We start from the raw sequence: 23,280 nt of genomic DNA on the forward strand, positions 1-23,280 counted from the left end.
TGGCAACTCTGGCACATCTTCCGGGCCGCCCGACGGGAGGGTCCGCGAAGGGCGCATCCGTCACGGATGCGCCCTCACAACGCCGATGAACCGTTTTGACAGGTCATCGGTGTCACCTGCGGATTGCCACTCTTCGACGCCCCTTGTGCATTTTATTCAGCACCGTCGTGCCACGGTGCCGGAGTCCGGGGCGCGGGACATCCGGTTCCGTCCCGGGCTCACCTGTTCGGGGGCGCGCCTTCCCGGGGGAAACCGAGCACGCCGGGGCGCTTCTGCCACGGCAACGGGCCACCGGGCCGCCGGTAGTCCACCCCGAGCACGTCCAGCCGCGCGTAGTGCTCGGTCATGCGCTCTTCGAAGTCCGCGAAGTCGCGGTCGGCCGGGGCGGGCAGCGCCGACCAGGCGACCTCGGCGAAGGCCGCGAGCCGGGGGAAGATCTGGTAGTCGGTGCGGGACCGGTCCTGCATGACCTCGGTCCAGACGTTGGCCTGGGTGCCGATCACATGCGCGGCGGCCTCGGGCGACAGGGTCGGCGGTACCGGCTCGAAGCGGTAGACGTCCTCCAGGGTGCGGACGTAGCCGATGGGCATCGGCTCGTCCTCGCCCTGCCGGTGGTCCAGGTAGACGAACTGCTCCGGGGACATCACGACGTCGTGGCCCGCCTCGGCCGCGGCGATGCCACCGGCGTAGCCGCGCCAGGAGTGGACGGCCGCGCCGGGGGCGAGACCGCCCTCCAGGATCTCGTCCCAGCCGATGAGTCGGCGTCCCCGCTCGGCCAGCCACTGGTCGAAGTGGCGGATGATCCAGGACTGGAGCTCGTCCTCGTCGGCGAGACCGAGCTCCTGGATACGGGCCTGCGCGGTGGGCGACGCCTTCCACTCGTCCTTGGGGCACTCGTCGCCCCCGATGTGGACGAACGTGGACGGGAACAGTTCGAGGACTTCCTCCAGCACCCCTTCGTAGAAACGCAGGGAGTTGTCGGTCGGCGCGAGGACGTGCGGGCTCACTCCCCAGTTGTCCCACGGGGTGAGCGTGGTGGTGTCGATGACATCCGTGTTGCCGAGCTCCGGGTAGGCGGAGATGGCCGCCTGTGAGTGGCCCGGGATATCGATCTCGGGAATGACGGAGATATGACGGTCGGCGGCGTAGGCGACGATTTCGCGAATGTCGTCCTGGGTGTAGTAACCGCCGTACGGCTTCTCGTCCCAGAGGGGCGAGGCGCGGTGGCCCCATTTGGTACGGGAGCGCCAGGAGCCGATCTCCGTGAGCTTCGGGTAGCGCTTGATCTCTATGCGCCAGCCCTGGTCGTCCGTGAGGTGGAAGTGGAAGACATTCAGCTTGTGGGCGGCCAGCAGATCGATATAGCGGAGGACATCGGTCTTCTGGGTGAAGTGCCGTGAGACATCGAGCATCATGCCGCGCCAGCCGAACCGGGGGGTGTCCTCGATGGTGCGGACGGGCAGGTCCCAGACCCGCTCGCCGCCGCCCAGGGGCGCCTGCCGGAAAGCGTCGGCGCCGAGGAGCTGCCGCAGCGTCTGCGCGCCCCAGAAGACGCCCGCGGGGGCGCCACCGGTCACGGTCACCGCGGCCTCGTCGGCGGCGTCGCTGGTGACGAGCCGGTAGCCCTCGGGGCCGAGCCGCTCGGCGAGCTGGGGATCGACCCGCAGCACGATGCCCCGCGGCGCGTCTCCGGCGGGGAACGCCAGCCCGGTGGCGGCACCGATGGTGGTGCGCAGCCAGCGGGCCACGCCCTCGGTGCCGGGGCCGGCGTCGACCGCGGTGTGCGTGCCGAGGGCGACGCGGCCCGGGGTGTCCCGGCCCGCGACGGAGTCGGGTCGCGGAATGAGGTGATCGGGGTCCATGTCGTGCGGCCTTTCGACGGTGGGAATCGTCAGGGGTAATCGAAGACGGGAACTCTCCGCGGAAACGGAGAGTTCCCGTCCGGCTCAGTCCTTGACCGCGCCGCCCAGTCCGGAGACCAGTCGCCGCTGGACGAGCACGAAGAAGATGAGCACCGGCACGGTCATCACGGTGGAGCCCGCCATGATGCCGCCCCAGTCGTTCTCATCGGGTTTGAAGAAGACGAGCAGCGCCATCGGCAGGGTCGACTGCGAGGTGTCGCTGATGATGAAGGACTTGGCGAAGAGGAAGTCGTTCCAGGTCGAGATGAAGGAGAAGACGCTCGTCGCCACCAGTCCCGGGAAGACCAGCGGGAAGAGAATCTGCCAGAGGAAACGCGTCCGACTGGCGCCGTCGATGTAGGCGGCCTCCTCCAGGGCCTCCGGGACCGCCTTCACGAATCCCCGCAGCATCCAGATCGCGAACGGGAGGGAGAAGGCGATATGCGGCAGGATCAGCGACCAGAGCGTATTGAGCTGGCCGGCGTCGCGCATCAGGAAGAACAGCGGAATCGTCAATGCCTCGATCGGCACCATCTGCGCCACGAGGAACATGATCAGCAGGGTCGTACGGAATTTGAAGCGGAACCGGGTGACCGCCGTCGCCGCGAGAAAGGCGATGAGCGCCGATGCCACGACGACCACGCTCGCGACGAAGAGGCTGTTGAGGAAGTAGCGGCCGAATTCCTGCTGTTCGAATACGCGCCGGAACGAGTCGAGTGACGGGTTGAGCGTCCAGGGGCGCGCCTCGGTCGACTGGATCTCCCCGGCCGGTTTGAAGGCGGAGAGCACCATCCAGTACAGCGGGAAGGCCACGACCACGGCGATGACGAGGGCGGACACCTCGGCGGCCAGCCGCCAGGGCCGGCGTATGCGCAGGCGGCTCATACGGCTCACAGTTCTTCTCCCTGGCGTCGCAGCAGGCGCAGATAGACAAGGGTGACGCCCAGCAGAATCAGCAGCATGACGACGCCGATGGCCGAGCCCAGGCTGTACTGCGAGGAAGCGAACGCCTTTTGGTACGCGTAGACGTTGAGGACCATGTTCTGGCCCGCGATGCCTCCGCCGTTCGTCATCACATAGATCTGTGTGAAGACCTTGAAGTCCCAGATGATGGACTGGATCGTGACGACGACGAGAATGGGACGGAGCATCGGCGCCGTGATGGAGCGCCAGATGCGCCACTGGGACGCGCCGTCCAGCGAGGCGGCCTCCAGCACTTCGGCGGGGATCGCCTTGATGCCCGCGTACACCGTCACCATGACGAACGGGAACGAGCACCAGACGACCTCGAAGAGGACGAGCGCGAAGGCGCTGTAGCGCCCGTACGTCCAGGAGAAGTCGCCGAGGCCGAGCATCCGGTTGACGGGTCCGTAGTCCGGGTCGAAGAGGAAGACCCAGACGGTGGAGCCGGTGATCGCGGGGGTGGCCCAGGCGCCGAGCGCGGCCATCATCAGGACCAGTCGGGGGATCGCCCGGATGCGGGTCAGCAGCACCGCGAGCGCGCAGCCGACGCCGAGGGTGCTGACCACGCACGCGGCGGCGAAGGCGACCGTGGCGAGCAGGACCTGCCAGAACTGGTCGTCGGAGAAGAGTTCCCGGTAGTTGCCGAGCCCCTTGAAGGTGGTCGGTTCACCACCGCTGACCTGTGCCTGGTTGTACTCCAGGAACGAGATCAGGCCGAGCTGGTAGATCGGGTAGACGAGGAGTCCGGCGAGGACGACGATCGCCGGCAGCAGATAGAGCCAGGGCGTCCAGCGGCTGCCGTGACGTCCCGTGGAGCGGCGCTTCTTGGGGCTTCGGCCGGGGGCCGCCGCGGTCTCCGGGGAGACCGCTGGCGACCCTGCGGCTGTCGCTTGGTGCGTCATATCGTTGGGTCCGCTCGACTCAGCGCGCGGTCGTGAACGCGGTGTCCATCTTCTTCGCCGCGTCACCCGACGCGGTGCCGACGTCCTTCTTGCCGCTGACGATCTCCTGGAACATGGTCGGCAGGACGAGCGAGGAGTCGATCTGGCCCCAGCCCGGGGAGGCGGGGACGAACTTGGCGCCCGCGGCGAGCGTCTTCACGAAGGGCGCCACGAACGGCTCCTTCTTCGCCGCCTCGTCGCGCACATCGGTGTACGTGGGCAGGAAGCCCATGGCGTCGAAGAGCTTGCGCTGGCTGTCCTTGCCGGCGAGCTCCTTCATGAGGTCGACGGCGAGGGTGCGGTGCGAGCTGCTCTTGAGCACACCGAGGTTGTTGCCGCCCGCGAAGGCGGGGGCGATCCCGCCCGGTGCGGTGCCCGGCAGCGGCACGACGGCGTACTTGCCCTTCACCGAACCCGCCTCGACGGCCTGGTGGCTGAAGTCGCCGCCGATCGCCATGGCCGCCTTGCCGGAGGCGAAGGCGGTGACGGTCGCGTTGCCGCCCATGGAGGCGCACTTGGCGGCCGGGCAGTTGTCGTCACCGAAGAGCGAGGTGTAGGTCTTGATGCCCTTCTGGGCGGCCGGGCTGTTGATCGCGGACTTGTAGGAACCGTCGGCGCCCTCGGCGAGTTCGCCGCCGTTGGCCCAGATGAACGGCATCGCGCCGTAGGTGTAGGCGCCGCCGACCGCTATGCCGTACAGCTCGGGCTTCGCCTTGCGGATCTTCTTGGCGGTGGTGACCAGCTCGTCCAGGGTCTTGGGCGGCTGGATCGCCAGCTCCTTGAAGACGTCGGTGCGGTAGTACAGCGCACGGACGCCGACGAAGAGGGGGGCGCCGTAGACCTTGCCGTCGACGGTGACCGACTGGGTGGCGGTGGGGTCGGAGCTCTTGGCCTCGTCCCAGGCCGAGAACTCCTTGCTGATGTCCGCCAGTCCGCCGTCCTTGACGTAGCCCGCGGTGTCGGTGTTGCCGTACTCGATCACGTCCGGGGCGCTCTTCGGGTCGTTGAAGGCGGCCTTGATGCGCTGGGCGCGGGTCTCGACCGGGATGTACTCGATCTCGACCTTGGTGTCCTTGTTGGCTCCGGTGAAGGCGGCTACCGCCTCGTCAACGACCTTCTTCTTCGGGTCGTTGTTGACCTCCTGGAACAGCCAGACGCGCAGGGTCCCGGACTTCTCGTCCTTCGACGAGTTGTTGTCGGAGGTCTGAGGGGCGCAGGCGGTGGCGGTGAGACCCGCCAGTACAAGGGCCGCCACGGGGGCGGCGACGCGGGAGCTGAGCTTCATTGGGCGGTCCCCTACCAGTATGCGTTGCAGCATCTGCAACGTACGTTTCGCACTGCACAACACGGTGGAGGCTAGAGCGGCTCAAACACGGGGACAAGAGGTCTCAACCACTCTGTGACCGGGAGGTGCATCCTGTGCAACGCGGAGGGGCCCCGCGGGAGGCCGCGGAGAGCACGCGAGCGGCCGTACGGCGGGCGAAAAAGTACCGGAACGCGAAAAGGCCCTGGGAGCACGTGATCACGTGCTCCCAGGGCCGTACGACAGGGGGGTTACTTGTCCTTGCCGCCCTTGCCCTTGTCCTTGTCCCCACCGGGGCCCATGGACTCGTAGATCTCCTTGCACATCGGACAGACCGGATACTTCTTGGGGTCGCGCCCCGGTACCCAGACCTTTCCGCACAGTGCCACCACGGGAGTGCCGTCGAGGGCACTCGCCATGATCTTGTCCTTCTGGACGTAGTGGGCGAAGCGCTCGTGGTCGCCGTCGCCGTGCGACACCTGGGGTGTCGGCTCTACAAGGGTTCCCGTCCCGGTCCCGCGGTCGGGCTCAAGAGTGCTCATGAACTCCAAGGGTACCCGGGCCGGAAGCTCCCGTACCCCAGGCACCCGCCACCGGTCGCCCCGTCCGTACGACACATCGCCGACCACCCGGGACCCGTCCCGCGAGGGGGCGGGGGCCCGTCAGTTGAGCGAGGGGTCGTCCGGGTAGGTCGCGAACATCGCCAGCTCGCTGCGCTGCCTGCGCAGCACCGCCCGCCACAGCTGCTCGGGCCGGGGCGACGAGACGTCCCCCGGCTCGGACTCCACGACGTACCACGCACCGTCGTTCAGCTCGCCCTCAAGCTGGCCGGGGCCCCATCCCGCGTACCCCGCGAAGATGCGCAACGAGCCGAGAGCCGCGCCGAGCAGCTCGGGCGGCGTCTCCAGGTCGACCAGACCGATCGCCCCGTACACCCGGCGCCAGCCGAGCGGGCCCTCGTCGCCCGGGATCACCGCGACGCCGAGCGCGGAGTCGAGGGAGACCGGGCCGCCCTGGAAGACCACTCCGGGCTCACCGGCGAGCCCGGCCCAGGACGCCAGGATGTCCCCGACGTCCACCGGGGTCGGCCGGTTGAGGACCACGCCGAGGGAACCCTCGTCGTCGTGGTCGAGCAGCAGGACCACCGCCCGGTCGAAATTGGGGTCGGCGAGGGCGGGTGTGGCGACGAGCAGCCGCCCTGTGAGCGAGGACACCTCGGTCATGCCAGACATGATCCCGCATCTTCGGCGTTCGCGGGCCCCCCGGCCGCGGCATCGTCCGAACCGGCGCAGCTCAGCGAGGGATACCGGCCCGCCCACGGGGGAAGGCGTGGCGACGGCGGCACCCGGCAGCCGAGGCAACCGGAGGGGCCGCGCCCCCGTCTGACGTCCGGAAGCCCCGACGCCCTTACAGGATGGGACCCCCGGCCGCTTACCCTTTTCTCTGACCCTCTGCCCGACCACTCCGGAACGCGAGATTCATGACCGGCACAGACGATGTACTGCTTGTCCACGGCGGAAACCCGCTGGAGGGTGAGATCCGCGTTCGCGGCGCCAAGAACCTGGTGCCGAAGGCGATGGTCGCCGCCCTCCTCGGCAGCGGGCCGAGCAGACTGCGCAATGTGCCCGACATCCGCGATGTGCGGGTGGTGCGCGGGCTGCTCCAGCTCCACGGTGTGACGGTCCGTCCCGGCGACGAGCCCGGTGAGCTGGTGCTCGACCCGACACACGTCGAGAGCGCCAATGTCGCCGACATCGACGCCCACGCGGGTTCCTCACGCATTCCGATCCTGTTCTGCGGCCCGCTGCTGCACCGGCTGGGTCACGCCTTCATCCCCGGTCTCGGCGGCTGTGACATCGGCGGCCGGCCGATCGACTTCCACTTCGACGTGCTGCGGCAGTTCGGCGCGAAGATCGAGAAGCGGGACGACGGCCAGTACCTGGAGGCCCCGCAGCGGCTGCGCGGCACCAAGATCCGGCTGCCGTACCCGTCGGTCGGCTCGACCGAGCAGGTGCTGCTGACCGCCGTCCTCGCGGAGGGCGTCACCGAGCTGTCGAACGCCGCGGTGGAGCCGGAGATCGAGGATTTGATCTGCGTGCTCCAGAAGATGGGCGCGATCATCTCCGTGGACACCGACCGGACGATCCGGATCACCGGTGTCGACCGGCTGGACGGCTACACCCACCGGGCGCTCCCGGACCGCCTGGAGGCGGCGTCCTGGGCCTCCGCGGCGCTGGCGACCGAAGGCAACATCTATGTGCGGGGCGCCCAGCAGCGCTCGATGATGACCTTCCTGAACACCTTCCGTCGGGTCGGTGGCGCGTTCGAGATCGACGACGAGGGGATCCGCTTCTGGCACCCCGGCGGCTCGCTCAACGCCATCGCGCTGGAGACGGACGTGCACCCCGGTTTCCAGACCGACTGGCAGCAGCCGCTGGTGGTGGCGCTGACGCAGGCCGCGGGCCTCTCCATCGTCCACGAGACGGTCTACGAGTCCCGGCTGGGCTTCACCTCCGCGCTGAACCAGATGGGCGCGCACATCCAGCTCTACCGCGAGTGCCTCGGTGGCTCGGACTGCCGCTTCGGTCAGCGGAACTTCCTCCACTCGGCGGTCGTGTCGGGCCCGACGAAGCTCCAGGGCGCGGATCTGGTCATCCCGGACCTGCGGGGCGGTTTCTCGTACCTGATCGCGGCCCTGGCCGCCCAGGGGACGTCGCGGGTGCACGGCATCGATCTGATCAACCGTGGCTACGAGAACTTCATGGACAAGCTCGTGTCGCTGGGGGCGAAGGTGGAGCTGCCGGGCCGGACCACGGCCTGAGCCTCATCACCCCGCCCGCCCGCAGCAGGGCCCGGACCGTCGCCAACGCGCCGGTCCGGGCCCTGCTGCGGTTTCCGCCGATGGCGGGGTGCCGGGTCTGAGGCGGCGGGTCTGAGGCGGCGCGCCCCCGCGGGTCTGAGGCTGGGCGGCGCGTCCCCCGCGGGTCTCCAGGCCGGGAGGGCTGCCCGGACCGCTCCGGGCGGCGCCGCGCGGATCCGCCGCTGAGGGACTCCCGGAGCCTCCCGCACACAGCACCCGGGCACACACAAGGGCGGCCACCTTGGCAAGGTGGCCGCCCTTCGTGGTGTCAAGCGGTAAGCCCGGAGGACTTACTTGCCCTTCGCCGCTTCCTTCAGCTTCGAGCCCGCCGAAACCTTCACGCTGTAACCGGCCGGAATCTGGATCGGGTCACCGGTCTGCGGGTTACGCGCGGTACGAGCCGCACGGTGGGTGCGCTCGAAGGTCAGGAAGCCGGGGATGGTGACCTTCTCGTCGCCCTTGGCGACAACCTCTCCGACGGTCTCGGCGAGGGCGGCCAGCACGGCGTCGGCGTCCTTGCGAGTCACCTCGGCGCGGTCGGCCAGCGCGGCCACCAGCTCACTGCGGTTCATGTTCTTACTCCCGTGTTTCTACTTGCCTGTGAGGCGTGAGATCGAAGCCGATGCTGCCAGGGCCCTCTGACAGTCCCCGGACCAGGGTCTTGATCAGACCCTCTCGCCCAGTTACGCATCCTGCCCCCACCAACGGCGGGAACGCCAATCCGGCACCCGCAGAAGTCACACGAAAAGCGCCACTGCCTCGTCGTGGTGACGTTCCGTGCACCATGGGGGAACTCCCTGGAGCCGCCTGGAGGCGCCGGGGTCCATGGTCCGCCACCCTAGAGCGGCGGCCCTGGCCCGGCGTCCCACGACGCGCCGGACGTCGGGCAGACGTGCCGGCAGAGCCCCCTGACGGGCCCGTTCGGCTTCGGCGGCCCAAGGGGCGCGGAACGGATGTGCGACGCCCCACGGGCCCCTCAGGGCCGCGCGGGGGGTCGTGGTGACAAACCCCACGCTGACCGGGTCGCCCGGGCAGCGTGCGGATCAGGTGATCCGGTGGGTCCGGTGGGTCCCGGTTGGGCCGGTCAGGGGGCGCCGGCGCCCGGCACGGACGCGCCGGCCGCCTTCGCCGCGGTCCGCACGGCCCCGGCCACCGCACCGGCGACCTTGTCGTTGAAGACCGACGGAATGATGTAGTTCGGGTTCAGCTCGTCCTCGCTGACGACGTCCGCCAGCGCGCTCGCGGCGGCCAGCATCATCTCCGTGTTGACGGTGCGGGACTGCGCGTCGAGCAGACCGCGGAAGACACCCGGGAAGACCAGGACGTTGTTGATCTGGTTGGGGAAGTCGGAGCGTCCCGTGGCCACGACGGCCGCCGTCTGACGGGCGATCGCGGGGTCCACCTCGGGGTCCGGATTCGCGAGCGCGAACACGATCGCGCCCTCCGCCATGGCGGCGACGTCCGCCGCGCCGAGGAGGTTAGGGGCGGAGACGCCGATGAAAACGTCCGCGCCGACGACGGCCTCCTTGAGCGTGCCGGTGACGCCCTCGGGGTTGGTGTTGTCGGCGATCCAGCGCAGCGGGGACTCGGGCGCGGCGGCGACGAGGTCCTCGCGGCCCGCGTGCACCACACCGTGGATATCGGCGACGACGGCGTGCTTCACACCCGCTGCGATCAGCAGTTTCAGGATGGCGGTACCGGCCGCGCCGGCGCCGGACATGACCACCCGTACATCCGAGACGGCCTTGCCGACGACCCGCAGCGCATTGGTCAGCGCGGCGAGGACGACGATCGCGGTGCCGTGCTGGTCGTCGTGGAAGACCGGGATGTCCAGGGCCTCGCGCAGCCGTGCCTCGATCTCGAAGCAGCGGGGGGCTGAGATGTCCTCCAGGTTGATCCCGGCGAAACCGGGGGCGATGGCCTTGACGATCGCGACGATCTCGTCCGTGTCCTGGGTGTCCAGGCAGATCGGCCAGGCGTCGATACCGGCGAACCGCTTGAAGAGGGCCGCCTTGCCCTCCATCACGGGCAGCGAGGCCATCGGGCCGATGTTGCCGAGACCGAGCACCGCGGAGCCGTCGGTGACCACGGCGACCGAGTTGCGCTTGATGGTGAGGCGACGGGCGTCCTCGGGGTTCTCCGCGATGGCCATGCAGACCCGCGCCACACCCGGGGTGTAGATCATCGAGAGGTCGTCACGGTTGCGGATGGGGTGCTTCGACTGCATCTCGATCTTGCCGCCGAGGTGCATCAGGAAGGTACGGTCGGAGACCTTGCCGAGGACGACGCCCTCGATGGCCCGCAGTCCTTCGACGATCTCGTCCGCGTGTGCCGTGGAGGTCGCCGCGATGGTCACGTCGATCCGCAGCTTCTCGTGGCCGGAGGCGGTCACGTCCAGACCGGTCACGGAGCCCCCGGAGGACTCCACGGCCGTGGTGAGCTGGGAGACCGCGGTTCCGCTCGCGGGTACCTCCAGCCGGACCGTCATCGAATACGAGACGCTTGGCGCCGTTGCCATGACCGGGTTCCTCTGCTTTCCCTAGCTTCATTGCTATGCGGCCGTTGGCGTTTAGGCCGTGGACGCCATCCGATGGTCGCACCTACCTGCGGGTAGCAGGTAATAGTGGTCGTATTGTTTTCGGAAATCGGTTTTCACCATACGAGAGAAACCGACCCCGCTGGAAGTCCCTGGGGCCCCCACCGCCCCTGGCACCCCTGACGCCCCAATGACAACAGGCCCACGTCACCAAAGGATGACGTGGGCCTGAAGAGCGAAAGTGACACCGACCCGCCATGCTCGCCTCGCGGCAAGTGGTCGCTCGTAGCGACGAAGGTTGGGCCCGGGGGCTTGGATCGGGCCGGTGCCACCCCCAGGCTAACAAACCACCCCGGTAAGCGATTCCCGCATCACGGGTTGACGCGCCGTCAGTCCCCGGATCGGCCGTCCGGGGCCCCCGCGTCACGGCCACGACCACGGTCGCCACGCCCGCCCTGGGACCTCGTGTCACGGTCCCGATCGCGGTCACCACGGCCGTCCCGGGAACCCCCGGCTCGGCCACGATCGCGGTCACCAGCCCGGGTCCCCCCGGAACGGCCGTCACCGCCGCCGTCGCGGCCACGCGTCCGCTCCCGGGTGCGCTCCGGACCGGCGTCCGTCCGCTCGCGCGTCCGTTCCTGCTGCCGGGCCTCCGCCCGGTCCCGGTCCCGCCGCCGCTCCCGGTCCGGCTCGGCGGTGGCCGGAGCGGTACGGGGATCGCGCTCCCGCAGCAGATCGGCCACGCCGTCCGCGTCCGGCTCGTCCCGCCGGCCCGCGATCACCGTCAGCTCCTGCGTCGCCCGCGTCAGCGCCACGTACAGCACCCGCAGTCCCACCGCCGACCCGTCGGCGATCTCCGCCGGGGAGACCACCACCGTCGCGTCGTACTCCAGGCCCTTCGCCTCCAGCGAACCCAGCGCCACCACCCGGTCGCCGAGGCCGGCCAGCCAGCGCGCCGCCTCCTCGCGGCGGTGCATCGCCACCACGACTCCCACCGTGCCGTCCACCCGCGCCAGCAGCCGCGCCGCCTCGTCGCGGACGACCGCGCCCAGCTCTCCGTCCCGCACGGCCGTGAACCTCGGCACCACACCGGTCGAGCGGACCGCCGCCGGGGACTCCATGTCGGGCATGGCGAGCGCCAGCACCCGGGCCGCGATCTCGGCGATCTCGGCGGGGTTGCGGTAGTTGACGGTGAGTTGGAAACGGCGGCGCGGGCGGGTGCCGAGGGCCTCGTCACGGGCCTCGGCGGCCTCCTCCGGGTCCGGCCACGACGACTGGGCCGGGTCACCGACGACCGTCCAGGTGGCGTGCCGGCCGCGGCGGCCGACCATCCGCCACTGCATGGGGGTCAGGTCCTGCGCCTCGTCGACGATGACGTGCGCGTACTCGGTGCGCTCCGCCGCCAGCCGTTCGGCGCGCTCCCGCTGCGTCTCCTCCCGCTGCGGCATCAGCTCCTCCAGACCGGTGAGCTGGTCCAGCGGGTCCATTTCACGCTTCCGCCGGGGGCGGTGCGGGGTGCCGAGCAGCAGGTGCAGCTCGTCCAGGATCGCCACGTCGTGCACGGACAGCGGCCCGTCGCCGTCGTCGCCGGCCCGGCGCAGGGAGCGGGCCAGCCGGCGCACCTCGCCGGGGGTGAGGATGCGGCGCGCCCACCGACCGAGCCGGCGTTCGTCAGCCATGGCGGCGAGCACCCCGCGCGGGGTCAGCTCGGGCCACCATTCGTCCAGGAAGGCGAGGAAGCTGTCCTCGGCCGTCACGTCCTCGTCGAACGAGGACCGCAGCTCGGCGGCGAGTTCCGGGTCAGCGTGCCGGCCGGCCGAGCCGGACTTCGACCACAGGGCGTCCAGCAGCAGCCGTCTGGCGCGCGGGCGCAGCAGGTTGACCGGCGCGGAACCGCCGAGGACGTTGTGCCGGATCCGGTTCAGCTCATCGGCCTCCAGCTCCAGCCGCCGCCCGAAGGCGACCACCCGGAGCCGGCCGGGCGTCTCCACGGGCCCGTCGTCCCCGAGGGTCAGCTGTCCGTCCCGTACGGTCACGGTGGGCCCGGAGCGCTCCAGCGCGCCCCTGGCGGCCTTCCGGAGCACCTTCAGCATCCGGGACGACCCCTTGATCCGGGCCACCTCCGGCGGGTCGTACGCGGTGGCCTCCGCGCCGTCGACCAGATGGCCCACCGCGCGGATCGCGACCTGCCCCTCCTCGCCCAGCGACGGCAGCACGCCCTCGGTGTAGGCGACGAGCAGCGGGGTCGGCGAGACGATCAGGATGCCGCCCGCGTACCGCCGTCGGTCCTGGTAGAGGAGGTACGCGGCACGGTGCAGCGCCACCGCGGTCTTGCCGGTGCCGGGCCCGCCCTCCACATAGGTGACGGAGGCGGCGGGCGCCCGGATCACCAGGTCCTGTTCGGCCTGGATGGAGGCGACGATGTCCCGCATGGTGTGGCTGCGGGCCTGCCCGAGCGCGGCCATCAGCGCGCCGTCGCCGATCACCGGGAGCGGGCCGCCGTCGAGGGTGGCGGTCAGCTCGGGGCGCATCAGGTCGTCCTCGACACCGAGGACGCGGCGGCCCTTGGAGCGGATGACCCGGCGCCGGACGACCCGGCCGGGGTCGACCGGGGTCGACCGGTAGAAGGGGGCGGCGGCCGGGGCACGCCAGTCGATCACCATCGGGGCGTAGTCGGTGTCGAGGACGCCGATCCGGCCGATGTGCAGGGTCTCGGCGATATCGGCCGTGTTGTCGGGCCGGACGGCGTCGTCGGCGGGCTCCACCGAGGTGAAGGCCCCGTCGGGACCGCGTTTGCCGTCCTTGCCCAAGAGCAGGTCGATCCGGCCGAAGAGGAAGTCCTCGAACTCGTTGTTGAGCCGATTGAGGTGGACCCCGGCGCGGAAGACCTGCGCGTCCCGCTCGGCGAGCGCGCCGGGGGTGCCCACCTGGCCCAGCTTGGCGGCGTCCCGCATCAGGAACTCCGCCTCGTGGATCTTCTCCTCCAGGCGGCGGTACACCTGGTCGAGATGTAGCTGTTCGACACCGATCTCGCGGTCCCGGACGGAGTCGTCCCCGCCGGTCACGACCGTGTCTTTTCCGACTGGGACGACAGCGTCCACAGCGGCTTCCTGCGCGGCCACTGAGGCCCCCTTCTGACGTGCACTGGGCAGCCGTCAACCGTACGCGAAGGGGGCGAGTCTGTCAGGCGTCGATCTCCACCAGCTTCTTGTCGTCGAACGTACGGACTTCGAAGTGGTCGATCTCGTTGCGGTCCATCGCCGCTCCGCCGTGGACGTACAGCGGATTCCTGGACGCTTTCTGCGGGCTGTCCGGGATACCGTACCCCCACTCGGGGACCGCCCAGGAGGTGACCACCTCCCGCTCGCCGGTCTTCGAGACGGCGATGAGACTGCACTTCAGCGGCCCCTTGACGTTCTTCAGCTCCAGGACGGTGTGGGTGCCCCAGCCCTTCCGCTCCACGCCGACGGTGGCGGCGACGCCGGTCGTCGCGTCGGTGCCCCTGAGCTTCTCGTCCATGTGGTGGAAGAAGGCGTCCTCGGCGGGCGAGGTGGGGTGCGGGTGCGGGGCGGCCGTACCGCCACCGGTCTCATCGGACGTGATCACGAAAGCGACGGCGGGACCGCCGATGACGAGGGCGGCGACGGCCGCGACCAGATACATGCCGCGCCTGCGGCGGGCGGCGCGCTTGGCGGCGACCTCGTCCAGGAGGCCGCCCAGGAGTCGGGGAGCGGGCGGGGCCGGCACGACGGGCACCGGCATCGGCATCGGCATCGGTGACGGTGACGGTGACGGTGACGGCATCGGCGGCGGACCTGACCGGCTGTCGCGCTCCTCGGCCGGGGTGCGGGCACCCGGCATGTCCACCGCACCCGGGGACGGTAGGGCGGGCGCGGGGACCTCGGCCAGCAGGGCAAGCATCGGCTCCATCCCGGAGAACTCTTCGAGATGGGCCGCGCAGATATCGCAGCCGGCGAGGTGCGCCTCGAAGGCGGACGCGTCGGCGTCGTCGAGAACGCCGAGCACATACGCCCCGACAGCGTCGTGTACGGATTCCTGTTCGGGCATGGTCATGCCGTGACCCCCCTCTCCTCCAGTGCGAGCTTCATAGAGCGGAGTGCGTAGAAGACCCGGGAACGCACCGTCCCACTGGGGATGCCGAGCGTCTCGGCGGCCTCGTTGACCGTACGTCCCTTGAAGTACGTCTCGACCAGTACTTCCCGGTGCGCGGGCGTCAAATCATCGAGTGCGTCCGCGAGCGTCATCAGCCATAACGCCTTGTCGATCTCATCCTCCGCGGGCATGACCTCCAGCGGTGACGGATCGACCTCCTGCGGCCGGGCCTGCCGGCTGCGGTGACCGTCGATGACGATACGGCGAGCGACCGTCACCAGCCAGGGGCGGACGGAGCCGGTGGCCCGGTTGAGCTGACCGGCGTTCTTCCAGGCACGGATGAGCGTCTCCTGCACCACGTCCTCGGCCCGCTGGCGATCAGCGGCGACGAGGCGCAGCACGTAGGCGAGCAGGGGGCCCGCGTGTTCGCGGTAGAGCGCCCGCATGAGCTCCTCATCGGGGATCGAGGAGTCATCGCGTGGTTTCTCGGCGCGATGGTGGGCGGGGGCCCGCTGCGGACGGTCATCGGCCACGGCGGCATCCTTGCGCACCTGAACCTCCCGGTCGAGACCTGGCTTTCGATGAATTCGCGTTGTTTTCCGACGATCTTCAGCGCTGTCCGGCGTTCTCCGGTGCTGTCCGGTGCTGTCCGGTGCTCTCCTGCTGACCGCGCGTCGTCCTCTTCTACGGAGGGGACGGCGGAATCGCTCAACGCCGGGTGGTCGAACTTTCCGGGCGGAGCTCCGGGCGGGCTCCGGGGTGAAGCCCGGACTCGCGAACTCGTGCGGCGCGCAAGGACGTTGAGCGGTGCGGGAGTCGCGCGCGAGAGCCGGTCACGGAAGCTGGGGCATGGGAGCCGCGGCACGGAAGCCGGGGCGCGACGTCCGTACGGATGGTCTGCGGCCCCTACGGATGGCTCGGTCGGGGCATCGGGGGCCAGGACAGGACCGGGCCGGGGTCAGGCCCTCGCGACGGCGGCCCGGGGTCAGGCCCTGGCGACGGCGGCCCGGCGCCGGTGCCTGGCGACGCGCTCGCGGTTTCCGCAGACCTCGCTGGAGCACCAGCGGCGCCGGCGCCCCCGGGAGGTGTCCAGATACACCCGGCGGCAGCTCTCGCCCTCACACTGGCGCAGCCCGGCACGGGCCTCCGGATCGGTCAGCAGCTCCACCGTGTCCCGGGCGACGGCGGCGAGCAGGGCCGCGCACTCGGGGCAGGCGCCCAGCGCCCGCACGAGAGCGCCGCTGGCGTCCCGGACGGCCCGGACGGTCGGCGGCGGGGCCGCGGCCAGGGTGTTCACCCGCTCCAGCGCCGACTCGGCGCGGCGGCCGTCGATCTCGGCGCGGACCAGTTGGTTGACGGCGGCGCGGAGTTCGGTGAACCGGTCGACCCAGCGGTCGTCCACGGAGCTGACCGGGGTGCCCGGGGGCACCAGCCCGGCGCCCAGCAGCCAGTGACCGAGCCGGCCGGCCCCCGCGAGCGGCTCCGGCCCGCCCGCACCGGTCTCCGCCGTCGCCATCAGGTCCAGACAGGTCCGGCCGGAGTCGAACCGCCAGTCGTACGGAGCCGTACCGATCGCACCTGCCGCCATGCGCCTGTCACCGCCTCAAGGGTCGCTGCCTCACCGGGTCCACGTGCCGGACCCCCGGGGCCCGTCCGTCGCACCCGCCCGGGGGCACAGCCGGGGGCGCCGGGGCCCGCGCCCGGGATGCCGCCACCCGGATCCGTCCGCCGAGGCGGACGCCCTGCCAGAGTGCCTGCCCGAACGGGCGGCCGAAACCCCTCCTTCCCCGCCGTCCCGGCCTCGAACCCGGGCGGCCCGGCCTGTCCGAAGCGGTCGGCTCCGGCCCGTCCGACGCGAGCCGGGTGGACCCGCCCGACGCGGGCGCCTCGCTCTGCACCGCACGGACCCGTACCGCACCAGCCCGTACCGCACGAGCCGCGTCACCCGCCATCAGGGCCACGCCCCCCGCGGCCCTCAGGACCGCACGCCCTCGATCAGGGCCACGTCCCCGCCTTCAAGACCGCGTCCCCGCCATCAGGACCGCGTCCCCGCCTTCAAGACCGCGTCCCCGCCATCAGGACCGCGTCCTCGGACGGTAGCCAGCAGCCGGGCGGCCGGCGCAGCCAGCCGTGCGCGTCGCCCAGTTCAGCGGCGCTCGCGAACAGGGCGTCGACCCCCGGGTGCCGCCGCCCCCGCCGCCGTACGAGCGAGATGGGTGACAGCGGTACGGGATCGACCAGCGGCCGGACCACCATCCCCGGGACGGCGATGAACTCGGTGCTCGCCAGCACCGACCAGCCGCGACCCCGCACGATCCGGACGAACTCCTCCTCGCCGGTGATCTCCGGGAACGGCGCGGCCATCCCGATGCCGAACTCGGCGAAGAGTCCGGCCGCCAGCGAGGTCCACTCCGCCGTGGCCGGATTGCCCGCGCCCGCGTAGAGCGTCTCCCCCGCCAGCGCGCCGACCGGGACCCGAGTGAGCGCGGCCAGCCGGTGGTCGTCGGGGAGCAGCACCGCCATCCGCTCGTACCGCACCGGCCGATGTTCCAACGCGCCGAGCACGGCCGGGGGCAGACCGGCGACCCGGCCGAAGCTGACGTCGAGCCGCCCCGCGAGCAGTTCGGCAGCGGCGCCGGTGAGGCCGCTGTGGAACCGGGCGACCAGCTCCAGGCCGGGCGCCGCGCAGCGGGCCGCCGCCAGCACCAGGCCGGCGGTGCTCACCGGGGCGCCGATGTCCACGAGCAGCGGCCGGTCACCGTCGTCGGTGAAGGCCGCGGCCAGTTCCTCGTGCGCGGCGAGGACCCGGCGCGCGTACGGCAGCAGACGCCGTCCGTCCGCCGTGAGGGTCACCTGCCGGGTGGTCCGTACGAACAGCTCGACACCCAACTCCCGTTCCAGCCGCCGCACATCGCGGCTGAGGGCCTGCTGGGCCAGGTACAGCCGGGCGGCGGCGCGGGTGAAGTGGAGTTCGTCCGCGACGGCCGTGAAGGCGCGGAGCAGCCGCGGTTCGATGTCCCCGCCCGTGCCGATGCGCCCCACCCCCGCTGCCCGCCTCTCCTCCGCCGGCCCGGCCCGCACCCGTACGGTCGCCGGTCCGGTCACGCCCGCACCCGTACGGTCCGGTCCGGTCCCGAAATTTACAACACAGATGCGTCAATCGACCCCGAACAGGTGTTGGACCACACCGCTGACCAGCGCCGATGGTGTTCCCATGCCGTACTCCACCGCACCCCGGACCCCCGCATTCGGACTGACCCCCGAGTCGGTGTACCCCGCGCCCCGGTTCGACGGGCCGGCCCACCCCGTCGCGCCCCGCGCCCCGGGCCCGTACGCCCGGCTGTTCGCTCCCCCCGGCACCCGGGCGTTCACCGCGGGCAATCTGCTCGCACGGCTCCCGATGGGCATGTTCAGCGTGAGTGCCATCATCATGATCGCCGGATCGCGCGGCTCGTACGCCCTCGCCGGGGCGGTCACCGCGACCGGACTCGCCGCCACCGCGCTCGTCGCGCCGTGGACCGCGCGGCTGGTGGACCGGCACGGCCAGGCCCGGATCGCCGTCCCCGCCGCCGCGCTGGCGGTGCTCGGCTCACTGGCGCTGCTCCTGTGCGTGCGGTCCGACGCGCCGACCTGGACGCTGTTCGCCGCCTACGCCGCGACCGCCACCACGCCCAACACCGGGGGCATGTCCCGGGCCCGCTGGGCCCATGTCCACCGGGGCGACCCGGCCGCCCTGCACACCGCGAACTCCTTCGAGCAGGCCGCCGACGAGCTGTGCTTCATGCTCGGACCGGTCCTCGCCGCCCTGCTCTGCTCGGCGCTCTTCCCGGAGGCGGGCACGCTGACCGCCGCGGTCCTGCTGCTGACCGGCATCCTGGTCTTCGCGGCCCAGCGGTCGACCGAACCCCCGGTCACCGCAGGTCAGGACCGCTCGCGCGCCCCGCTCCGGATCCCCGGGATGCTCCCGCTGCTCACGGTCTTCCTGGCGACCGGCGTCGTCTTCGGGGCGCTGGAGGTCAGCACGCTCGCGCGACTGGACGGCCCGGCCGCCGGACTGCTGCTCGGCCTGCACGCGGCGGGCTCCTGCGCGGCCGGACTGCTGTACGGGACCCTGCGCGCCGCCCACGATCGGCCGGGGCGGCTGGCGGGCTGCCTCGCCGCGATGACCGCACTGCTGGTCCTGCCGCTGCTGGCAGCCCGTACCGGCTCCGTCCTGACGCTGGCCGGGGCGCTACTACTGGCGGGCGCGGCGACCGCGCCTACGATGGTGACCGGGATGACGACGGTCCAGCGGCTGACGCCGAAGGGCAGTCTGAACGAGGGCATGACGCTGGCGGTCACCGCGATCCTCGGCGGGATCGCGGCGGGGGCGGCGGGGGCGGGCTGGACGGCGGAGCGGCTGGGCGCGGCAGCCGGCTACACCATTCCGGTGGTGGCGGCCGGGATCGCCCTGCTGCCGGCCCTCGTCCTGGCGCGCGGCATGACAAAGGCCCCCCGGTCGTCGTGACGACTACCGGGGGGCCTGTGCCCACATGGGATGAAACGGATGGCGGGGCGAGCGGGGTCCGGACTTTCTCCGGGCCCACCTCGCTTGTCGCCAAGGTGGAGATGGCGGGAATCGAACCCGCGTCCAACGGTGCTAAACCAGGGCTTCTCCGAGCGCAGTCCGCTGCGATTTTCTCAGCCCCGGAGATCACACGGACAAGTCTCCGACGGGCTCAGTCACTGTTTGATTTCCCTCTACACCCCGCGACCGGGTTTAGAGGTTTAGTCCCCTAGTTGACGCCAGGATCCGGGTCGGGAACAGCCCCGGGCTGACGCTCCATAAGAGCTTCGGCTCGTTACCTAATTAGGCAGCGAGGGCGAAGCGGGAGTTATCGCTCTTGGTATTGGCGATTATTGTTTGCGACATAGGGTTTACGAGATCATTGCCGCTTCCTCGGCTCGCTTCCCCTGCTTCGACATCCGCTGTCGAAACCGATCATCCCCATGATGATTTTCTGTTCATTTTTCAACACGTGTCATTTTCAACACGTGCCCCTTCGAAGAGGGGCAGTGCCCATCGTACGTGACCAACGGGCCCGGGTGCCAGCGTATTCCTCGCGGCTCCCCATCCACCGGCGCGCCGGAACGTCAGGCCGAGCGCTGCCGGCGACGGACCGCGGACATGGCCCGGTCCGCCTCACGCATGTCCTGGCGCTCCCGCATCGTCTGCCGCTTGTCGAACTCCTTCTTGCCCTTGGCCAGCGCGATCTCCACCTTCGCCCGGCCGTCCTTGAAGTACAGCGCGAGCGGCACGATCGTGTGACCCGTCTCCTGGGACTTGGCCTCCAGCTTGTCGATCTCCGCCCGGTGCATCAGCAGCTTCCGCTTGCGCCGGGCGGCGTGGTTGGTCCAGGTGCCCTGGGTGTACTCGGGTACGTGGATGTTGTGCAGCCATGCCTCGTGACCGTCGATCTGGATGAATCCGTCCACCAGCGAGGCCCGCCCCTGGCGCAGCGACTTCACCTCGGTGCCCGTGAGCACCAGGCCGCACTCGTAGGTGTCGATGATGTGGTAGTCGTGCCGCGCCTTCTTGTTCTGCGCGATCAGCTTGCGCCCTGGAACCTTTTCCTTAGCCATAGTGCGCCCATTTTCGCACTACGACCCCGCCCCGAGGCCACCCAATACCTTCTGTGCCCGTTCCTCGGCGCGCTCGGGCACCGCGAGGTCGGGGGTGATGCCCTCGCCGTCGACGTCATGGCCCGCGGGCGTGCGGTAGTGGCCCACGGTCAGCTCGGCCACCGAACCGTCGGGCAACTCGCTGGGCATCTGCACCGAACCCTTGCCGAAGGTCCGCGAGCCGACCGTGACCGCCCGGCCCCGGTCCTGGAGCGCGCCCGTGACCAGCTCGGCCGCGCTCATCGTGCCGCTGTCGACCAGCGCGACCACCGGCCGGTCGGTGTCCCCGCCGGGGTCGGCGTAGAGCGCGTGCTGGGTGCCCCGCACGTCGTACGTGGCGACCAGGCCGCCGTCGAGGAAGGCGGCGGCGGCGGCCACGGCCTCCTTGACCAGGCCCCCGGCGTTACCGCGCAGATCGAGCAGGACCCCGGCGCCCTCCGGGGCCTCCCGGACCGCCTCGCGCACCCGGGCGCCCGAGCCCTTGGTGAAGGCCGCGACCTTGATCATGACGGCGTGGTCGTCGATGCGCCGGACGGTGACGGACTCGGTGCTCAGCGTCGCCCGGGTGAGGGTCTCGGTCCATGAGCGGCCGGCGCGCTCCAGGCCCAGGGCCACGCTGGTGCGCTCGTTGCCGCGCAGCAGGGCGACGACCTCGGTGACGGGGCGGCGGTCGACCGGGCGGCCGTCGATGGCGCGCAGCCGGTCACCGGCCTCGACGCCCGCACGGTCGGCGGGGCCGCCGGGGCGCACTCTGGTGACCTCGACCCGGCCGTTCCCGGATCGGGCGGCCGACAGGCCGACGCCCGTGTACTCGCCGTCGAGGTCCTGCCGGAGGTCGTCGTACTCCCGCTTGTCGTAGACCGCGCCCCAGCGGTCACCGCTGCGGCTGACGACCTCCTCGGCGGCCTCCTTGCCCGATTTGCCGTCGGCGGCGGCCTCGGCGGCGGCGCGGGCCACGGCGTCCCGGTCGGCGGTCGCGGCGGCCGGACCGGTAGGACGGGCCGCGAGCGGGTGGGCGGCGGGCTCCTGCACGTGGGGCAGGGCGTTGGTCGCGGCGCCGGTGGCGAGAACGGTCACGAAGACGAATGTCAGGGCCGCCCCGCGGCGGATGCGGCGGGGCCTGGGGCAGAATTCCGGGCCCGGCATGGCGCCGAGTCTAGGCGAAACGAAGGGCGCCGTACGGCGGTTGACCGTACGGCGCCCGGGGCGTTTGTCACACCTTGAGATACTTGCGCAGCGCGATGGATGCCGCGATGGCGGGCATCAGCAGACCGATCGCGAGGACCAGCGGCAGCTTGGTGAGGACCGCGTCCCAGCCGATGAAATTCACCAACTGCATCTTCTCCGCGAGCGCGAGACCGTGATCGATGAGGAAGTAGCGGCCGATGACCAGGAATCCACAGGCGACCGCGCCACCGAGGAGGCCGGCGAACGCCGCCTCCATGATGAACGGCATCTGGATGTAGAAACTGGAGGCGCCGACGAGCCGCATGATGCCCGTCTCCCGGCGCCGGGAGAATGCCGAGACCCGCACCGTGTTGACGATCAGCATCATCGCGATCACCAGCATCAGACCCATCACGCAGAGCGCCGCGACCCGCATTCCGTTCATCAGCGAGAACAGGTTCTGCAGAATGTCACGCTGATCCTGGACCGAGTGCACACCGGCCCGCCCGGCCAGGGCCGTGGCGACGACCTGGTACTTCTCCGGGTCCTTCAGCTTGACCCGGAACGACTCCTGCATCTGGTCCGGCGTGATGGTGGCCGCGATGGGGGTGTCGCCGTACTGCTTCTTGTAGAGCTTGTACGCCTGCTCGGCCGTCTCCTGGTGAACGGTCTCGACGATGTCCATCTTCTGCAGATCGGCCTTGATCTGATGCTTCTGCTCTTCGGTGACGGCACCCTTGCCGCACTGGGGCGACGCCGTGGCGTCGTTCTTGTTGCAGAGGTAGACGGAGACGTTGACCTTGTCGTACCAGAAGTCCTTCATCGTGTTGACCTGCTGGCTCATCAGCAACGCACCGCCGAAGAGCGCGAGCGAGAGGGCCACGGAGACGATGACGGCGAAGGTCATCGTCAGATTGCGGCGGAGACCGACGCTGATCTCCGACAGTACGAACTGGGCGCGCATCGCGTGCGGTCAGCCTTTCCTTGCGCTTTCAGTGCTGGTAGCCGTAGACGCCGCGAGCCTGGTCACGCACGAGACGGCCACTCTCCAGCTCGATGACGCGCTTGCGCATCTGGTCGACGATGTTCTGGTCGTGGGTCGCCATCACCACGGTGGTCCCGGTCCGGTTGATCCGGTCGAGCAGCTTCATGATGCCGACGGACGTCTGGGGGTCGAGGTTGCCGGTGGGTTCGTCCGCGATGAGGAGCATGGGCCGGTTGACGAACGCGCGGGCGATGGCCACCCGCTGCTGCTCACCACCGGACAGCTCGCCCGGCATCCGGTCCTCCTTGCCACCGAGGCCGACGAGGTCCAGGACCTGGGGGACCGCCTTGCGGATCTCCCCGCGGGGCTTTCCGATGACCTCCTGCGCGAAGGCGACGTTCTCCGCGACGGTCTTGTTGGGCAGCAGCCGGAAGTCCTGGAAGACCGTGCCGAGCTGGCGGCGCATATGCGGCACTTTCCAGTTGGAGAGCCGGGCCAGATCCTTGCCGAGTACATGGACGAGGCCCTGACTGGCGCGCTCCTCACGCAGGAGTAGCCGCAGAAAGGTCGACTTACCGGAACCGGACGAGCCCACGAGAAAGACGAATTCCCCCTTCTCGATCTCCAGGGAGACGTCACGCAGGGCTGGGCGGTTCTGTTTGGGGTAACTCTTGGAGACGTTGTCGAATCGGATCACGGGTGCACCACGCGGTCGGCCGGGAGTAGGTGTGCGTGACACTACGCGACCGGGGCTCACGGCTGCAGGCGTCGGTCTGGCTTGCGTAGTTTGTCGTACGGTCCGACACCGGGCGGTCGAGGTCGGCGGTCGGGCCGCGTTCAGGGCCGCGCC

At 70.5% G+C, this 23,280-nt stretch carries 18 protein-coding genes, 1 other RNA gene and 1 pseudogene; 2 read left to right on the plus strand and 18 right to left on the minus strand.

Features of this window, described 5'->3' with window-relative positions:
* Positions 1-218 precede the first annotated feature (218 nt).
* From ACH4S7_RS06590 to ACH4S7_RS06615, 6 genes are all read right to left on the minus strand, one after another.
* A complete protein-coding gene (locus ACH4S7_RS06590; protein WP_398519925.1) occupies positions 219-1,862 on the minus strand; it encodes a beta-N-acetylhexosaminidase in 1,644 nt (547 codons plus the stop codon).
* Positions 1,863-1,946: 84 nt separating this feature from the next.
* Complete coding sequence (locus ACH4S7_RS06595) at positions 1,947-2,786, minus strand: carbohydrate ABC transporter permease (protein ID WP_398519926.1); 840 nt, start codon at positions 2,784-2,786, stop codon at positions 1,947-1,949.
* A gap of 5 nt (positions 2,787-2,791) precedes the next feature.
* Positions 2,792-3,766: a carbohydrate ABC transporter permease gene (locus ACH4S7_RS06600; protein WP_398519927.1), complete on the minus strand. Its 975-nt coding sequence runs from the start codon at positions 3,764-3,766 to the stop codon at positions 2,792-2,794.
* Positions 3,767-3,785: 19 nt separating this feature from the next.
* A complete protein-coding gene (locus tag ACH4S7_RS06605; RefSeq protein ID WP_398519928.1) occupies positions 3,786-5,090 on the minus strand; it encodes an extracellular solute-binding protein in 1,305 nt (434 codons plus the stop codon).
* Positions 5,091-5,359: 269 nt separating this feature from the next.
* On the minus strand, positions 5,360-5,650 hold the full coding sequence (locus tag ACH4S7_RS06610; protein WP_398519929.1) for a DUF3039 domain-containing protein: 291 nt from the start codon (positions 5,648-5,650) through the stop codon (positions 5,360-5,362).
* A gap of 120 nt (positions 5,651-5,770) precedes the next feature.
* The gene (locus ACH4S7_RS06615; protein WP_398519930.1) at positions 5,771-6,331 is read right to left on the minus strand and encodes a YqgE/AlgH family protein; all 561 of its coding nucleotides are present in this window, start codon (positions 6,329-6,331) and stop codon (positions 5,771-5,773) included.
* A gap of 257 nt (positions 6,332-6,588) precedes the next feature.
* Between ACH4S7_RS06615 and murA the strand changes: the two genes are divergently transcribed.
* Complete coding sequence (murA, locus tag ACH4S7_RS06620) at positions 6,589-7,929, plus strand: UDP-N-acetylglucosamine 1-carboxyvinyltransferase (RefSeq protein WP_398519931.1); 1,341 nt, start codon at positions 6,589-6,591, stop codon at positions 7,927-7,929.
* A 329-nt stretch (positions 7,930-8,258) separates the two neighbouring features.
* Here murA and ACH4S7_RS06625 read toward each other — a convergent pair whose 3' ends face one another.
* The 7 genes and pseudogenes from ACH4S7_RS06625 to ACH4S7_RS06655 all read right to left on the minus strand — a co-directional run bounded on the left by ACH4S7_RS06625 (position 8,259) and on the right by ACH4S7_RS06655 (position 17,650).
* Positions 8,259-8,540 (minus strand): HU family DNA-binding protein, encoded by a 282-nt coding sequence (locus ACH4S7_RS06625; RefSeq protein ID WP_004571953.1) that lies wholly within the window; start codon positions 8,538-8,540, stop codon positions 8,259-8,261.
* Between the two features lie 512 nt (positions 8,541-9,052).
* Positions 9,053-10,486: an NAD-dependent malic enzyme gene (locus ACH4S7_RS06630; protein WP_398519932.1), complete on the minus strand. Its 1,434-nt coding sequence runs from the start codon at positions 10,484-10,486 to the stop codon at positions 9,053-9,055.
* A gap of 740 nt (positions 10,487-11,226) precedes the next feature.
* A pseudogene (locus tag ACH4S7_RS06635) lies at positions 11,227-13,626 on the minus strand (HelD family protein); the annotation flags it as partial.
* Positions 13,627-13,687: 61 nt separating this feature from the next.
* Entirely contained in the window at positions 13,688-14,578 is an 891-nt protein-coding gene (locus tag ACH4S7_RS06640) for an anti-sigma factor family protein (RefSeq protein ID WP_398519933.1), read from the minus strand.
* Entirely contained in the window at positions 14,575-15,168 is a 594-nt protein-coding gene (locus ACH4S7_RS06645) for a sigma-70 family RNA polymerase sigma factor (protein WP_398519934.1), read from the minus strand. The genes ACH4S7_RS06640 and ACH4S7_RS06645 overlap by 4 nt, the downstream gene beginning before the upstream one ends.
* A 434-nt stretch (positions 15,169-15,602) precedes the next feature.
* Positions 15,603-16,205: a CGNR zinc finger domain-containing protein gene (locus tag ACH4S7_RS06650; RefSeq protein ID WP_398519935.1), complete on the minus strand. Its 603-nt coding sequence runs from the start codon at positions 16,203-16,205 to the stop codon at positions 15,603-15,605.
* A gap of 467 nt (positions 16,206-16,672) precedes the next feature.
* On the minus strand, positions 16,673-17,650 hold the full coding sequence (locus ACH4S7_RS06655) for a LysR family transcriptional regulator (protein ID WP_398520058.1): 978 nt from the start codon (positions 17,648-17,650) through the stop codon (positions 16,673-16,675).
* Between the two features lie 181 nt (positions 17,651-17,831).
* Here ACH4S7_RS06655 and ACH4S7_RS06660 point away from each other — a divergent pair, with 181 nt between their 5' ends.
* Entirely contained in the window at positions 17,832-19,124 is a 1,293-nt protein-coding gene (locus ACH4S7_RS06660; RefSeq protein ID WP_398519936.1) for an MFS transporter, read from the plus strand.
* 93 nt (positions 19,125-19,217) lie between these two features.
* On the opposite strand, the gene ssrA is transcribed toward ACH4S7_RS06660, so the two are convergent.
* The 5 genes from ssrA to ftsE form a co-directional block, all read right to left on the minus strand.
* Positions 19,218-19,606, minus strand: a transfer-messenger RNA (tmRNA) gene (gene ssrA, locus ACH4S7_RS06665).
* A gap of 144 nt (positions 19,607-19,750) precedes the next feature.
* A complete protein-coding gene (gene smpB / locus ACH4S7_RS06670; RefSeq protein ID WP_398519937.1) occupies positions 19,751-20,239 on the minus strand; it encodes an SsrA-binding protein SmpB in 489 nt (162 codons plus the stop codon).
* An 18-nt stretch (positions 20,240-20,257) separates the two neighbouring features.
* On the minus strand, positions 20,258-21,424 hold the full coding sequence (locus tag ACH4S7_RS06675) for a S41 family peptidase (protein ID WP_398519938.1): 1,167 nt from the start codon (positions 21,422-21,424) through the stop codon (positions 20,258-20,260).
* A gap of 67 nt (positions 21,425-21,491) precedes the next feature.
* The gene (ftsX, locus tag ACH4S7_RS06680) at positions 21,492-22,409 is read right to left on the minus strand and encodes a permease-like cell division protein FtsX (protein ID WP_398519939.1); all 918 of its coding nucleotides are present in this window, start codon (positions 22,407-22,409) and stop codon (positions 21,492-21,494) included.
* A 28-nt stretch (positions 22,410-22,437) separates the two neighbouring features.
* Positions 22,438-23,127, minus strand: a complete 690-nt coding sequence (ftsE, locus tag ACH4S7_RS06685; RefSeq protein ID WP_398519940.1) for a cell division ATP-binding protein FtsE — start codon at positions 23,125-23,127, stop codon at positions 22,438-22,440.
* Positions 23,128-23,280: the final 153 nt, after the last annotated feature.

This window comes from Streptomyces sp. NPDC020965 (genome assembly GCF_044333555.1).
Classification (GTDB): domain Bacteria; phylum Actinomycetota; class Actinomycetes; order Streptomycetales; family Streptomycetaceae; genus Streptomyces.

Bases quoted from the DNA above. Each gene is read 5' to 3' on its own strand.
- ACH4S7_RS06605 (WP_398519928.1), bottom strand. From the start codon at position 5,090: ATGAAGCTCAGCTCCCGCGTCGCCGCCCCCGTGGCGGCCCTTGTACTG.
- ACH4S7_RS06660 (WP_398519936.1), top strand. From the start codon at position 17,832: ATGCCGTACTCCACCGCACCCCGGACCCCCGCATTCGGACTGACCCCC.
- murA (WP_398519931.1), top strand. From the start codon at position 6,589: ATGACCGGCACAGACGATGTACTGCTTGTCCACGGCGGAAACCCGCTG.
- ACH4S7_RS06625 (WP_004571953.1), bottom strand. From the start codon at position 8,540: ATGAACCGCAGTGAGCTGGTGGCCGCGCTGGCCGACCGCGCCGAGGTG.
- smpB (WP_398519937.1), bottom strand. From the start codon at position 20,239: ATGGCTAAGGAAAAGGTTCCAGGGCGCAAGCTGATCGCGCAGAACAAG.
- ACH4S7_RS06650 (WP_398519935.1), bottom strand. From the start codon at position 16,205: ATGGCGGCAGGTGCGATCGGTACGGCTCCGTACGACTGGCGGTTCGAC.
- ACH4S7_RS06675 (WP_398519938.1), bottom strand. From the start codon at position 21,424: ATGCCGGGCCCGGAATTCTGCCCCAGGCCCCGCCGCATCCGCCGCGGG.
- ACH4S7_RS06630 (WP_398519932.1), bottom strand. From the start codon at position 10,486: ATGGCAACGGCGCCAAGCGTCTCGTATTCGATGACGGTCCGGCTGGAG.
- ACH4S7_RS06600 (WP_398519927.1), bottom strand. From the start codon at position 3,766: ATGACGCACCAAGCGACAGCCGCAGGGTCGCCAGCGGTCTCCCCGGAG.
- ACH4S7_RS06595 (WP_398519926.1), bottom strand. From the start codon at position 2,786: ATGAGCCGCCTGCGCATACGCCGGCCCTGGCGGCTGGCCGCCGAGGTG.
- ACH4S7_RS06610 (WP_398519929.1), bottom strand. From the start codon at position 5,650: ATGAGCACTCTTGAGCCCGACCGCGGGACCGGGACGGGAACCCTTGTA.
- ACH4S7_RS06615 (WP_398519930.1), bottom strand. From the start codon at position 6,331: ATGACCGAGGTGTCCTCGCTCACAGGGCGGCTGCTCGTCGCCACACCC.
- ftsX (WP_398519939.1), bottom strand. From the start codon at position 22,409: ATGCGCGCCCAGTTCGTACTGTCGGAGATCAGCGTCGGTCTCCGCCGC.
- ACH4S7_RS06640 (WP_398519933.1), bottom strand. From the start codon at position 14,578: ATGACCATGCCCGAACAGGAATCCGTACACGACGCTGTCGGGGCGTAT.
- ACH4S7_RS06590 (WP_398519925.1), bottom strand. From the start codon at position 1,862: ATGGACCCCGATCACCTCATTCCGCGACCCGACTCCGTCGCGGGCCGG.